Raw genomic sequence first — 13918 nt, forward strand, 5'->3', positions numbered from 1 at the left:
ATGTAATTGACTTACAAGGTTTTAAAGCGTCAAAAGTAATGGTTGAATTAAAGAGGATTTTGAGAAGTATGCAATAGAGAAAGTATGAAACCAAACTTATTTGAAGTAGCAACAAAAATTTAAAATTTTATTTAAAAATTAATGAGTAAATTAAAAACATTTGACAGTAATTTCATAAAAATATTATTAATATTTCTGGTATTTATTCTGTTAGTCTTATTCTTTCCTTACTGGATTAGAGATAAATTATTTTTTTATGAGTTTAGTGATATGGGGCAAATTGGTGATACTCTTGGGGGTATTATGAATCCATTTATAGCTATAGCAGCAGCGTTGTTAACTTTTTTAGCTTTTTGGGTACAGTTCAAAGCTAATGAGCAGCAAAAAAGGGATTTACAAATTGAAAGATTTGAAAATAAATTCTATGAAATGCTTAAAATTCATAGAGATAATATAACTGAAATTACTATTGGTAAATCGTTAAGAGGCAGAAAATCTTTTATTTCAATGTTTAATGAATTAAAATTTACATATTATTCAGTAAAAAGATATTATGAAACTGTTTATAGGCCTTTAAATCTTCAAGAAGATATTGATGATGATTTAATTTATAATATTTCATATTTGATATTCTTTTTTGGGATCGGTAGAAATTCTTCATTAATAGTTTTAGATATAATTGGTGAGGAATATGAAGGATTTTTTAATTCGGTAGAAGAATTTATTTCAGGACAACAAGTTTTATGGCGTCAAGAAAGAGGAAATGGTAATCCAATTGATGTTGAAATAAATGATGATATTAATTTTACACTTGATATTAGATATGTGCCTTGTAATGGTCAAATGTCTAAATTAAGTCATTATGTTAGGCATCTATTTCAATTAGTCAAGTTTGTTGATGATGCCGATGAAAAATTATTTGATTACAATAGTAAGTACAATTATATAGCCTCTATTCGTTCTCAACTATCTGCACATGAACAATTACTATTATTCTATAACGCAGTTTCAGCTTTAGGAAAACCGTGGCTAGAAAATCCAAACTATTTGAAAAAATATTGTGTAATAAAAAGTTGTCCTTTACCATTAGCTAACTTTTATAAAGATCCTAAAGAATTATTAGGCGATAAAAATGAACATGGCAAAGTTATGTTTGAGTGGGGTGAAATAAAAAACAGATTAAATTCTTAAATGAAAAAACAATTAAACTTAGTTTTAAAAAAAATAACAGAAATAATTCAGAATAATTATGATGATTATGATGAAGGGAAATCAATCGTAATTAATAGTTCATTATTTAATGAAATATATTGTGAGAAATCAAACATTACAACTTGTAATGAACATAATGAAATTTTCAGTGAGATTAAAAAAATCAAAATGAAACCTGTTTTATATTGGTTTTCAATTGATAATAATAATGTTACTGCGACTACTTTAAGAAATAAATACTTAGAATTTAAAGATTTAAAATTTTCAAGAAATAGTGCTTCATACAAGCCATTCATAGACCCAAAGTCAAGAACATTATATGTAGGAAAAGTCAAAAAAGATTTTCATTTAAGATTAGTAACACACTTAGGTTATTCAAAAAATAAAGATACTGCTGGTTTACAATTATTTCATTGGTATAGGTTAGAAGAATTTGGAAATCTAACTCTAAATTACATAGTATTCAAAGAAGAAATGTGTGACTTAATTACTATATTAGAAATGGAATTAGCTAGAAAATTAAACCCGATTATAGGAAAATATTAATTATTAAAAAAAGCTTAATAAGCCGATTTGATAAAAAACTTTGAAATCATCTTAACCTATGCACAAAGCGACTTTTACCATTAAAAAATCAAAGTTAAAAAGTGAGTTATCAAAAATGCAAAATGCCTATAAAGGCATCTCCAAAAAAGCACCTGCTGCTGCACTTGAATTAACTATTACTGATGAATTACTTACACTTGTTGTGCCTGGGATAAAGTTAGAAGTGCCATGTAAAACTAGTAGCACTGCGAAGGTCTCAATAGGATTTTATTATTTTTATGAAATTATTAAATCGTGGAAAGATTTACAAATTGAATTCACTATTATTGATGATGAAATGCAAATTGGTGTTTCAAAGTTTAAAGTGCAGACCACCTTTTTTGAAGATGACAAAATATTAAGAAGTATAAAATTACCTATTAACTATACTGATTACCACCTATTACAACTAGAAGATAAAGGTTTTACATTAGAAGAGTTAAGATTTAATGATTTAGAGTTTGAAGTGCATCAAGCCAAAAAAAGATTAAGAAGTAATGTTAATAAAACAAAAGATATACTTGGTGTTTATGGTGTAACATCAAAAGAAATAGAGGAGATTCTTGAAAAAAAAATAAAGTTATAAAGACCAACCAACCATTCGATTATCAAGTTTTCTTGTAAAGAGAGAAAAGTTAATGGCACAGAAGATTAAACAATATTATTTTTCATTATAGAATGGCTGAATTTTTAGACACAAAAAAAATAAGAGAGTATCTCAGTAAAATTATCGAGACTGCTGAAAAGGAATTAGTAATTATAAGTCCTTATATTCAAACGAATGATCTGTTTATTGAACTATTAAAAAAAGCCGATAAAAGAGGTGTTGAAACTACTTTAATATATAAAGAAAAAGAAGTAAAAGAGTTTGAAAAAGACAAACTTAAAAGCATTGACAATCTCAATTTGCTTCATCATCCCAACTTGCATTGCAAATGTTATTATAATGAGAATTATTTAATAATTTGCTCTATGAATCTTTATGATTATTCACAAAGAAACAATAGGGAAATGGGCGTTTTGTTTAGAAGAACAAATGAAGATTCTAACGGTTGGAATGATTATAAAAATGGTCAAGATGATGAAAGTTTATTTCAAGATGCCATAACAGAAATAAAAAGCATCATCAATAGTTCAGAATTTGAAAAAGAAAGTAGAGAAACCAAAACGATTGGTTTTGAAATGGATATCATCAAAACCGATTATGATTTAATAGTTGAAAAATGTCAAAAATATAATAAGCATTCAAAGAATAAGAAGTTTTCACCTTTTCAATCTGGTGAAGAATGGTATTCTAAATGTGAAAACTTTCTTGACCATGTCGATTTAGTTTTTGAAGGAAAAAGAGCTGTAATAAATCTAAATTTTGATGAAAGTCGATTACATAAAATATTTGAGTACTTATCTACAAAAAATCATGACAATGAGTACAAAGAAATCGATTGTTTTAGAATGTATTGGACATATCATAAATCATCAATATATCTCTATGAATTAAAAGGACATAGTTTGTGGTCATTGGAGAATGATGATTTCTATCCAAGATTTTTTGTTGGATTAAATGAGGTATTTAAAGTAATAAAACCAGTAATTGATGGTACAAAGAAATAAAACATAAAATTAAGATACTGAATGAATTTTATTATACTTATAGCAATCATTTTGTTCTTTTCAATGCTATTGTATTTTTATAAAATTGAAAAAAACAAGTACAAAAACCCAATCTTCAAAGAGCATCTTACCCATATAGATTCCTTTTTTGAGGTAATTGAAAAGTTGGATGATTACATAACATGGGTACATCGAGATGAAATAAAAAAACAGTTTAGCGATGTTGGGAACTACTTTAAAAACAAAACTACTTTTTATAAGAAAGAAGAAAAGGTTAAAAAGTTTAATGAAATTTATCAAGGTTTTGATGCGTACATTACTAACTACAATAAAAACTATGTGCAGTCTCAAAAAGAAAAACTCTATCTTTATTTTAACGACATTGAAGGCAAACCACTAGACGACCAACAACGAACAGCGTTAATTACAGACGAATATTCCAACCTAATCATTGCCGGTGCAGGTTCGGGTAAAACCTTAACCATTCTCGGAAAAGTGAAGTATCTTATTGAACAGAAAAAGATAGATCCCGAAAACATTCTATTGTTGTCCTTCACCAAAAAAACGGTTGATGAATTAAATGAACGATTGCAAAAAATAGGTCTTACCGCTCGTGCCACTACTTTTCATAAATTGGGCTATGACACCCTAAAAAAATACCAAAACACGATTCCTGTTGTTACCAATGAAAACACCCTTTCCAAAATAATAAATACCTATTTGGGAAAAGAGATTTTTGAAAATGAAAAATCCTTACAAGCTTTTGTTGAGTATGTAGCCTGTTATATGAACATTCCAGAAGGACACGAAAACTTTGATTCGCTTGGTGAAAAATTGGATACTGAAAAAGGTATTGATTTGCAAACACTAAAATCTAAATGCGAACCTGAACCATTAAACAAAGTAGCCAAAGCAGCTCTTGACACCCTACAAGGTGAAAAAGTAAAAAGTGTTGAAGAACTTACCATTGCTAATTTTTTGTACTTGAATGGTATTGAATACGACTATGAAAAACCCTATCCATTTAGCAACACTGTAGTATATCGTCCTGATTTTTATCTGAAAGACTACGATATTTATCTAGAACATTTTGGTGTGGATGAAAACAATCGTGCCAACTGGCTTACTCCATATAATTCAGAAAAATATGTAGAGGAAATGGAGTTGAAAAGAGAAACGCATAAAACAAATAACACCAAACTTTTGGAAACCTATTCCTATTACAATCGAAATAATGTATTGTTGGACAAATTAAAAGAAATGCTGGAAAAGGAACAGGTGATTTTCAAACCAAGAGATGTGAAAGATATCTTTAAAAAAGTTACCGATAATGATGCCCATTTTGGAAAAGAAATCACCAAACTTATAGTAACTTTTATCAATCTAAGTAAGTCAAGACAATTAGATTATGATTCCATAACAAAATTGTTTACCGATAGAAAAAAAGAACCAAATAGTTTTATGCTTGAAAGGCAAGAACTCTTTTTAAAATTTGCTCTTCCAATTTTAAAAAAATATGATCAAACGTTGAGAGACACTAATGAAATTGACTTCAATGACATGATTAATCTGGCAACAGACCTCATCAAACAAAACAAACCACACTATACTTATCAGCATATTATAATAGACGAATATCAGGATATTTCCTATTCGCGATTTAATTTAATCAAAGAAATTAGAGCCTTATCAGGCGCAAGATTAATTTGTGTTGGAGATGATTGGCAATCCATTTATCGTTTTGCAGGTAGTGACATTTCTCTATTTAGTAATTTTGAAAAGTATGTTGGTAAATACGAACAGTTATTTATTGAGCAAACCTATCGCAACTCACAAGCACTGATAGATATTACTTCAAAATATATTCAAAAAAACACCAAGCAAATTCCAAAAAATCCCAAATCGAAAAAAGAACCTTTAGAAAATCCAATACAATTTGTTTACTATTCAGAAAACAATGCGGAAGCTGTATTTATTAATGAAGTTAAGAAACTAATTGATAAAACGGGGAAAAAGCCTATTTTGGTCTTAGGTCGTCATAGCTTTGATATCAATGAATTCATCAAGTTTACACCTAATGGCAGCATAACGTATTATGAACGCAATGATAAATTAGAAATAAAAGGGTTGGAAGATATAGACATTAAATATATAACGGTACACAAATCGAAAGGATTAGAAGCGGAAAATGTTATTGTGTTAAATCTAAAAAATCACTTACTAGGATTTCCCAATAAAATGTCAGACGACCCGATGTTGTCTTTATTACTAAGTGATGATGAAGCCTATCGTTTTGCGGAAGAAAGAAGATTGTTTTATGTAGCTTTAACCAGAACAAAAAACGAAGTTGTGTTACTCATTCCCAGAGATGTTTCTTTATTTGCAGAAGAATTAGTAGCAGACAACGACTTTTTGCTAAGTGCCAACAATGAAAAGCTAAGCAAGACCAATTGTCCGTATTGTGTAACAGGACATCTTGTAATCAGGCAAAACCCGATAAAGAACAATCAATTTTTGGGTTGCTCGCATTATCCAAGTTGTAACCAAACCTTCAATAACATAGAAATTTTGGAAAACACGCTTCTTTGTTCGAGTTGTAAAAGTGGTTTTATGACAAAAAGAAGCGGAAAGTATGGTGATTTTTTAGGATGTACTAATTATCCAAGATGTAGCAATACTATAAATTTGGAAGAATAATATTAATTGGAGGACTGAAGGTGGAAGATAATAGTTTTGAATTTTGCTTCTAAGTTCTCGATACATTTTTTATATAATTGCTTGGTCGCAATTACATAAAAAACACTCGAAGTGACGGAGGCAGTAGCTTGGAGTTGTGAGTTGTGAGTTGTGAGTTGATAATGAGATTCCTCCAGAATGACAAGATTGTGTAAAAGAATATCAGAAAATTTTGTTTCCAATAGTTCTCGATACAATTTTTGTATAATAGCTGGCGCAATTACACAAAAACCACTCGAAGTGACGGCAGTGGTAGATTGAGGTTGTGAGTTGTTAATGAGATTCCTCCGGAATGACAAACGAGGCGGATAAAAAAATAATTAAATAAAAACGTTTTTATTACTATGCTAACAGAATCACAGAAACAATCTATTACCCATTATGAACGACTGGGAATAATATTTAAGTTAACAGAAAACAACTGTGTAATTGTAAGTCAAGAGCGTTTGATTAATGGTTATATTCTTAATCAGAAACAACTACATACTATAGCCAGAGAAGTATTTACAGAAGAGAATACTAAACTTGCTGTATATAGTTTAGATGTTAGTAAGCTAACTATTGAATGGATTATAGAAAAAATGAAGGAGTTCGGTATAAAACGCAATGATTTGGTTAAACAGTTAGCAATTGAAAAAGAATACATAACCAAACTGTTTCCTAACAAATTAGGAGAAACTAAAACTGGGTTAACAAGACCTATGAAAGCTTTGTTTTATTATTACTTTTTGACATTTGAATTAAATAGGAATTTCCGAAGTTTTACTGATGATGAGATTCCTACGAAATGACAAACGAGGCGAATAAAAAATAAAAAATCTTTATATTTACAACGATAAGCAATAACAACGCACTGAATGGCCGCCTTACACTACTACAAAATAGCAAAGTTTTTTCTTCTTATTCCTATTATCACTGGGACAATTAGTATGGTAGAGCTGTTTTTGCCTTTAGAAAAAATTACAACAGTAGTAGATTATAAAAAAATAAGCGAGCGTAAAAAGTTTGGTACGACTACTCACTCTATAGACTTTGTTACCTATAACGATCAATTTACGGAGGAGATTTACAACGCAGTAAACGAAGGCGACACAGTGAACTTGGAAGTGCTACATTTTTCTAAAGAAGTGAGAACTTTGCAGTTAAAAAACAAACCTGTAATTCTGGAAAATGCTACCAATGAAGTTTATTTTCAGATAGGAATGGCACTAGCCTTTATAGGATTGGGTGTCTATTATATAAGAAAAAGTTATTATACCAATACGAATTATCGCTATATTATTTTTCTGTGCATAATAAGTTTTGGATCTCTAATTAGAATACTAAGTTTAAATAGTTAAGTTATGAATATGTCTAGAAATCAATGGTTACTGTTGCTAACAGTAGTAGTTTTTTTGTTTATGGTTGACCCAATGTATGCCGGTCCTGGTGGTGCTGTGGCTAAAGTGTTTTTCAAAACATGGTGGGGTAAAATAATATTAGGTGTAATTACCATAGTGTTTTTGCCTTTAATAATATACATAAGGCTAATAGAATACCGAAAAGCAAAAAAGATAAAGTCGCTACTAGCAAAGTTAAGTGTGAAGCACAAAGAGTTTAGTTGGCTAAACTTGGATAAAGAGTTTTCTAATGTAATAAGAAGGGTGTACAATGCATGGTCAAATGAAGACTTGAGTGAGGTGAAAAACTATATGAATCATTGGTACTGGCAAAATCAGCAATCGGTTTTTTTAGACCAATGGAAAAGGGAGAATTTGAAAAATGTATCAAGCATGAAAGAGATTAAGAAAATAAGACCGTTGTATTTGGAATTGTCTGAGGAACCAAATTTGGAAGGCTCCAGAATTGCCATAGCCATAGATGTAGTAGTAGAGGATTATCTAAAAGATAGAACAACCAACAAGATTGTACAAGGTAAAGAGGGTTATGATTTGGAGGAATACGTTTGGTTTTTGGAATATACGGAAGGGAAATGGCTTTTGGACGATATAAAAGAGGGTGGTTTGTCGCTAGAAATAGCGAAGATTCCGAATGTTATTCCGGAGAAGATTGGGATTGTGGTGTAGGTTTTAAAATAAACCCTCGCAGGGTTTGGAAAAATACAGTGCAAAATTAGAATTCAAAAACAAAAAGGCAACGTAGTGACAAAATTCAAAAATAAATATAGAATTGAACCTGCCCGATTGAAAAATTGGGATTATGCCAAAAGCGCAGCCTATTATATTACAATATGCACCGCCAATAGGAAACATTTTTTTGGAAAAATTGAAAATGAAGAAATGATGTATTCGGAAATTGGAAAAATTGTTGAATTAGAATGGTTAAAAACACCCGATATAAGACCCGATATGAATATAGAATTAGGTGAATTTGTGGTAATGCCCAATCATTTTCATGGGATTGTATTTATTGGGGATAATGAATTTAATGGTGAACGTGATGGTGAACGTGGTGGTGGTAGAGACGCGATGCATCTCGTCTCTACGGATGATATATACACAAACAAATTTGGACCACAATCCAAAAATGTATCATCCATTATTCGCGGATTCAAATCGGCGGTAACCATTCACGCAAGGAATATAAATCCTGAATTTGGTTGGCAACCACGTTTTTATGACCGTATTATTAGGGATGCAAAATCGTATGAGGTGATTTCGAAATATATAATCAACAATCCAAAAAAATGGTTTGAGGATGCATTCAACAAATCAACAACAAACGATATTCATCATCCTTCTCGATAGGCGCTCTGTGAATACAAGGTGGTACCTGTTGCGTTGGATGATCTACTGCTAGTCGCCAAAGATGTCCTGTTCCTAAATTGGTAGGCGTTGCATTGGGTTGCGCTTGGTAATGCAAATCAAAATAATTATCTTTTAAAAAATCTTCAAATTCCTCGGATGGACCATCATGAAGTGCTTTTAATTTTTCTCGAATTTCAGGAATTAGGATTTTTTGTTGTGCGTGCTCGTTGGCAATAATATCACTTGCGGCTCCGTGGTAAGTGCATAAAAAAGTATCGGTTGCGATGGGTGATCGATCTACATGATAGGAATACACATCGGTAGAAATAAAATCAAATTCGTCATCTCGTTCGTAACATTTAAGTAAATTAAGAACGGGGGAAGCTCCGAAATCGGTTAATAACTGTAAATCATTTAAGATAATTTCTCTAGCTATTGCGCCTTGTTCTGATAGTTGGAGTGCTAGTAGGTCGTTGGGTTCCACTACTGTTATATTTTCTTTTAATTGGAGTTTGCTTACAATGTCGTTAAAATCGCCTTCTAAATTTCGGTACCAGCATAGGGCGTTGTTTTCTCCTTTGAAATCGGTGGATACCAGTTCGGAGAAAGTGGGTACTGTTTTAATTTGTTTGTTGTTGGAGAATATGCTGTCCATGGTTGGTTGGTTGCTGTGTTGCAAAAGTAGGGAATTGTTGGGAGATGGATGGTTTTATGTTTTAGGCGCTGCGCTTGGGGTTTAACCACAAAGGACACGAAGAAGGCGCGAAGTTCGCTAGGTTTTTTTTTGGTTTGTATTTAGGCGCTGCGCTTGGGGTTTAACCGCAAAGGACACGAAGAAGGCGCGAAGTTCGCTATGGTTTTTTTGGTTTGTATTTAGGCGCTGCGCTTGGGGTTTAACCACAAAGGACACGAAGAAGGCGCGAAGTTCGCTATGGTTTTTTTGGTTTGTATTTAGGCGCTGCGCTTGGGTGGGGAACGCGGATGAAACGGATGCTTTGCAAACGCGGATTTGTACGGATTTTTTTTGGAACACGGATTGGAGAACTTTAGCGCTATGCTTAGGGTTTAACCGCAAAGAGCGCAAAGAAGGCGCTAAGTACGCGAAGATTTAATTAGAACGCGGATGAAACAGATACTTCGCAAACGCGGATTTGCGCGGATTTTTTTTGGAACACGGATTGGAGAAATTAGAGGAATCTTTAAAATTTATTGCTTCTAAGTTCTCGATACATTTTTTATATAATCGCTCGGTCGCAATTATATAAAAAACACTCGAAGTGACGGTGGTGGTGAATTGATAAATTCGTTTTCATAAGATACATAAATTTATAAGTCCTAGAAGCACTTTATTCGTACTTTCCACTATCGTCACTTCGAGTGATTTTGTGGAACGTAGTGGAGCAAAATTGTATCGAGAACCCATGGAAAACTAATTTAGTGCTCATAAGTTGTCGATACTTTTTATAAAAAGCTATCGCATTTTATAAAACACTCGAAGTGACGGTGGTGGAAAATTGATGAATTCGTTTTTTAAGATATTAAGATTTACAAGACCTAGAAGCACTATACTTGTACATTATACTATCGTCATTTCGAGTGATTTTGTGTTTCGAAAACGCTAGTTTTTGAAATGCAAAATTGTATCGAGAACCCATGGAAAACTAATTTAGTGCTCCTAAGTTCTCGATACTTATTCTAAAAAGCTATCGCATTTTAGAACAAACTCGAAGTGACGGAGGTGGTAGGTTGATGAATTCGTTTTTATAAGATACATAGATTTATAAGTCCTAGAAGCACTTTACTCGTACTTTTCCCTATCGTCACTTCGATTGGTTAATTGCAACCTTATCTACTAGACAAAAACAGTTTGTTTTTTTTTGTTACAATTTATTGATGTAGTTGCTGTATAAATCTTTAAACTGATAGCCTTCCGCTACCCTATCTTTACTCAATTTGTCGTATTCTACCAATCCCCAAAGCAAGAATTCTTTTAAGAAATATTTGTCTTCCTGAGGAAATTCGGGTTGGTATTTTTGAATTAAATCTTCTAATGGTTCAATAGCGTCTAATTGTTTCTTATATTCTTCATCTGAAGCATCGTCTAGCAATTCGAAACCTGTTTCTGCAAAAAACCATTCTAATAATTTTGCATACGGACTAGCAGTCGCATCACGTTCTAACTTTTCAATTTTCGGAAAAAAAGCTGGAAAAAAAGTGTGAATGGCATCGCCAATTAGGTGTTGTGCTACTACTGCCGCACCTTCTTGTTCGCCTTCATATACCAATTCAACTTTGCCCGTGATGGCTGGAATGATTCCCATAAAATCGGATAAACGTACCGAAGTGGTAGCTGCTCCAGCTATCAAAGCTCTACGTTCGGCGGTGCTCAATAAATTTTCATAAGCGGTAATGCTCATACGGGCACTTACGCCACTTTTAGCATCGATGTATTCGCTTTCCCGTGCTTCAAAACTAATTTGTTCCAATAAATCTTTGGCTAATGAAGGCACATGAACAACATCTGATTGGTTTTTATCCAATTTTGCTTCTTGGTGTGTTATAGTTCTGGCAATTGCAATTGATTCTGGATAATGCGTTAGTATTTGAGAACCAATTCTGTCTTTTAAAGGAGTTACAATACTTCCTCTATTGGTATAATCTTCTGGATTGGCAGTAAAAACAAATTGCATATCAAGAGGCATTCTCACTTTGAATCCGCGAATTTGTATGTCGCCTTCTTGCAAAATATTGAACAAAGCTACTTGAATACGTGCTTGTAAATCGGGCAATTCGTTGATAACAAATATACAACGATTGGCTCTAGGAATCATTCCGAAATGAATTACTCGATCATCGGCATACGATAATTTTAAATTAGCAGCTTTTATAGGATCTACATCACCAATTAAATCAGCAACAGTTACATCTGGCGTAGCTAATTTTTCGAAAAAACGTTCGCTTCTGTGAATCCATTTGATTGGCGTTTCATCACCTTTTTCGGCTAGCAAATCTTTTGCAAAACGTGAAATAGGTTGCAAAGGATCATCATTGATTTCGGAACCGGCAACAATAGGAATGTATTCGTCTAATAATTCAATCATTTTGCGAGCTAAACGTGTTTTTGCCTGCCCACGAAGTCCTAATAAATTGATATTGTGGCGCGATAAAATAGCGCGCTCCAATTCAGGAATTACGGTATTTTCAAATCCGTGAACTCCTTCAAAAACTGGTTTACCCGATTTTATTTTGGTTCGTAAATTATCACGCAATTCATCTTTAATACTTTTAGAAAAGTAGCCAGCTTGTTTTAACTGACCTACTGTATTTATGTTTTCTATTTTCATTTGTTTTATTTAACCACTAAGCTCACAAAGTTTGCACGAAGTTCACAAAGTATATTCGTTATTATTATATTCTGTTATTTGTAATCTATTTTCTATTATCTGAAATCTACTTTATCTTCTTCTTCCTATTCGTTTCATAATCTTCAAAAATCATTTCGCCTAATCCTTTCAATCCTGTGTAAAATGCTTTTCCTTGATTGGCTTCTGTAAATCGGTTTACAAATTGTTGCAAATAAGGATCATTAGCAATCATGAACGTTGTAATGGGAATGTGCAATTTTCGGGCTTGTGCCGCTTGATTGTAGCATTGCTCAACGATGTATTCGTCTAAACCGTTACTGTTCATGTAGTAAGTACCATCTTTTTCGCGAACACAACTTGGTTTACCGTCGGTTATCATAAATATTTGTTTGTTGGTATTGCGTTTTCTGCGCAGCATGTCCATTGCCAATTGCAATCCGGCAACAGTATTGGTATGATAAGGTCCTACTTTTAAATAGGGTAAATCTTTAATGGCTATTGGCCAAGCATCGTTACCAAAAACTAGGATATCAATGGTGTCTTTTGGGTAGCGAGTTGTAATTAATTCAGCCAAAGCCATAGCTACTTTTTTGGCAGGCGTAATACGGTCTTCGCCATATAAAATCATACTGTGACTAATATCAATCATTAAAACAGTGCTCATTTGCGCTTTGAACTGAGCATCTTCTAACACCAAATCATTTTCGGTTAGTTGAAATTCGCCTATACCATTATTGATTTGGGCATTTCGCAAGCTCTCTGTTAAGGAGATTGTATCTAGAGCATCACCAAAGTTGTAAGCTCTAAATTCGCCTGTTTGTTCATCGCCGTTTCCTGAATATTTGGTTTTATGATTGCCACTACCCGATTTATTTAGATTGCCAAAAATTTGATCTAAAGCTTGTTGTCGAATAGCTCTTTCGGTTTTGGCTGTAATACCAGTGCCCGAAGTTCCGTCTTCTTTTAGTTCTTCACGGATGTAGCCTTTTTTCTTTAAATCTTCAATAAAATCATCGATGGTATAGTTTTCGTCCGTCAGTTTATATTCAACATCTAGTTGACGCAACCAGTCAATAGCTTCGTCAAAATCGCCCGAAGTATGAGTGATTAACTCTTTGAAAATTTCAAACAGTTTGTCGAATGGCGAAAGGTTGGGTGCTTCGTAGTTCTTGAAGAAAAATCCTTTTTTAGTGTTCTTTTCCATAAGATATAAAATTACAGTTTAAAGTTAATAGCCCAACGAAAACGAATATTAATTTTAAGTTAAAATGAGTTTTTACCAATAAAAAGCATGAAGTTGATGAGACTTCTAATTTCTACTATCGTCATTTCGAGTGATTTTGTAGAACGTAGTGGAGCAAAATTGACCCGAGGCTTTTGCCGAACTGAGCGCCTCTAATCGAGAACTCATGAAAAACTGATTTAGTGCTTCTAAGTTCTCGATACTTTTTATAAAAAGCTAACGCATTTTATAAAAAAATCTAAGTGACGGTGGTGGTGGGTTGATGAATTTTCGTTTACCGTTTTAGCACTTATAAGCATTTTTATTCAAAAAATTTACAGCAAAAGATTAAAAAACATAGTTATTTGACATCTATTTAATATTTTTTTTATAAATTTGATATTCCTGCTGTTTACATTTTATGATATAGATTACCAATA

General features: G+C 32.5%; 12 protein-coding genes. 9 read left to right on the top strand and 3 right to left on the bottom strand.

Annotation, left to right across the window (positions count from 1 at the left end; translation table 11 throughout):
* Positions 1-141: 141 nt before the first annotated feature.
* The 9 genes from O9267_RS11365 (at position 142) to O9267_RS11405 (ending at position 8891) form a co-directional block, all read left to right on the top strand.
* Complete coding sequence (locus O9267_RS11365) at positions 142-1191, top strand: putative phage abortive infection protein (RefSeq protein WP_298179520.1); 1050 nt, start codon at positions 142-144, stop codon at positions 1189-1191.
* Positions 1192-1758, top strand: a complete 567-nt coding sequence (locus O9267_RS11370) for a hypothetical protein (RefSeq protein ID WP_298179523.1) — start codon at positions 1192-1194, stop codon at positions 1756-1758.
* Positions 1759-1816: 58 nt separating this feature from the next.
* Positions 1817-2383: a hypothetical protein gene (locus O9267_RS11375; RefSeq protein ID WP_298179525.1), complete on the top strand. Its 567-nt coding sequence runs from the start codon at positions 1817-1819 to the stop codon at positions 2381-2383.
* A gap of 92 nt (positions 2384-2475) precedes the next feature.
* Positions 2476-3408: a phospholipase D family protein gene (locus O9267_RS11380; RefSeq protein ID WP_298179527.1), complete on the top strand. Its 933-nt coding sequence runs from the start codon at positions 2476-2478 to the stop codon at positions 3406-3408.
* Positions 3409-3429: 21 nt separating this feature from the next.
* Positions 3430-6105, top strand: a complete 2676-nt coding sequence (locus O9267_RS11385; protein ID WP_298179528.1) for a UvrD-helicase domain-containing protein — start codon at positions 3430-3432, stop codon at positions 6103-6105.
* A gap of 383 nt (positions 6106-6488) precedes the next feature.
* Positions 6489-6935, top strand: a complete 447-nt coding sequence (locus O9267_RS11390) for a hypothetical protein (RefSeq protein WP_298179531.1) — start codon at positions 6489-6491, stop codon at positions 6933-6935.
* 66 nt (positions 6936-7001) lie between these two features.
* On the top strand, positions 7002-7484 hold the full coding sequence (locus O9267_RS11395; protein WP_298179534.1) for a hypothetical protein: 483 nt from the start codon (positions 7002-7004) through the stop codon (positions 7482-7484).
* 9 nt (positions 7485-7493) lie between these two features.
* Positions 7494-8210: a hypothetical protein gene (locus O9267_RS11400; protein WP_298179536.1), complete on the top strand. Its 717-nt coding sequence runs from the start codon at positions 7494-7496 to the stop codon at positions 8208-8210.
* Between the two features lie 75 nt (positions 8211-8285).
* Complete coding sequence (locus tag O9267_RS11405; protein ID WP_298179538.1) at positions 8286-8891, top strand: transposase; 606 nt, start codon at positions 8286-8288, stop codon at positions 8889-8891.
* Here the strand turns inward: O9267_RS11405 and O9267_RS11410 are convergent.
* The 3 genes from O9267_RS11410 to O9267_RS11420 all read right to left on the bottom strand — a co-directional run bounded on the left by O9267_RS11410 (position 8848) and on the right by O9267_RS11420 (position 13460).
* On the bottom strand, positions 8848-9546 hold the full coding sequence (locus tag O9267_RS11410; RefSeq protein ID WP_298179540.1) for a DUF1826 domain-containing protein: 699 nt from the start codon (positions 9544-9546) through the stop codon (positions 8848-8850). The two genes, O9267_RS11405 and O9267_RS11410, sit on opposite strands and share 44 nt — an antisense overlap.
* Positions 9547-10771: 1225 nt before the next feature.
* Positions 10772-12235, bottom strand: a complete 1464-nt coding sequence (locus tag O9267_RS11415) for an AAA family ATPase (RefSeq protein ID WP_298179543.1) — start codon at positions 12233-12235, stop codon at positions 10772-10774.
* A 106-nt stretch (positions 12236-12341) separates the two neighbouring features.
* On the bottom strand, positions 12342-13460 hold the full coding sequence (locus tag O9267_RS11420; RefSeq protein WP_298179545.1) for a VWA domain-containing protein: 1119 nt from the start codon (positions 13458-13460) through the stop codon (positions 12342-12344).
* Positions 13461-13918: the final 458 nt, after the last annotated feature.

The organism is Flavobacterium sp. (assembly GCF_027531705.1).
Lineage (GTDB): Bacteria > Bacteroidota > Bacteroidia > Flavobacteriales > Flavobacteriaceae > Flavobacterium.

What these genes read in the sequence shown, in the direction of transcription:
- O9267_RS11385 (WP_298179528.1), top strand. Translation starts at nt 3,430, where the DNA reads ATGAATTTTATTATACTTATAGCAATCATTTTGTTCTTTTCAATGCTA.
- O9267_RS11400 (WP_298179536.1), top strand. Translation starts at nt 7,494, where the DNA reads ATGTCTAGAAATCAATGGTTACTGTTGCTAACAGTAGTAGTTTTTTTG.
- O9267_RS11370 (WP_298179523.1), top strand. Translation starts at nt 1,192, where the DNA reads ATGAAAAAACAATTAAACTTAGTTTTAAAAAAAATAACAGAAATAATT.
- O9267_RS11410 (WP_298179540.1), bottom strand. Translation starts at nt 9,546, where the DNA reads ATGGACAGCATATTCTCCAACAACAAACAAATTAAAACAGTACCCACT.
- O9267_RS11415 (WP_298179543.1), bottom strand. Translation starts at nt 12,235, where the DNA reads ATGAAAATAGAAAACATAAATACAGTAGGTCAGTTAAAACAAGCTGGC.
- O9267_RS11375 (WP_298179525.1), top strand. Translation starts at nt 1,817, where the DNA reads ATGCACAAAGCGACTTTTACCATTAAAAAATCAAAGTTAAAAAGTGAG.
- O9267_RS11365 (WP_298179520.1), top strand. Translation starts at nt 142, where the DNA reads ATGAGTAAATTAAAAACATTTGACAGTAATTTCATAAAAATATTATTA.
- O9267_RS11420 (WP_298179545.1), bottom strand. Translation starts at nt 13,460, where the DNA reads ATGGAAAAGAACACTAAAAAAGGATTTTTCTTCAAGAACTACGAAGCA.
- O9267_RS11390 (WP_298179531.1), top strand. Translation starts at nt 6,489, where the DNA reads ATGCTAACAGAATCACAGAAACAATCTATTACCCATTATGAACGACTG.
- O9267_RS11395 (WP_298179534.1), top strand. Translation starts at nt 7,002, where the DNA reads ATGGCCGCCTTACACTACTACAAAATAGCAAAGTTTTTTCTTCTTATT.
- O9267_RS11380 (WP_298179527.1), top strand. Translation starts at nt 2,476, where the DNA reads ATGGCTGAATTTTTAGACACAAAAAAAATAAGAGAGTATCTCAGTAAA.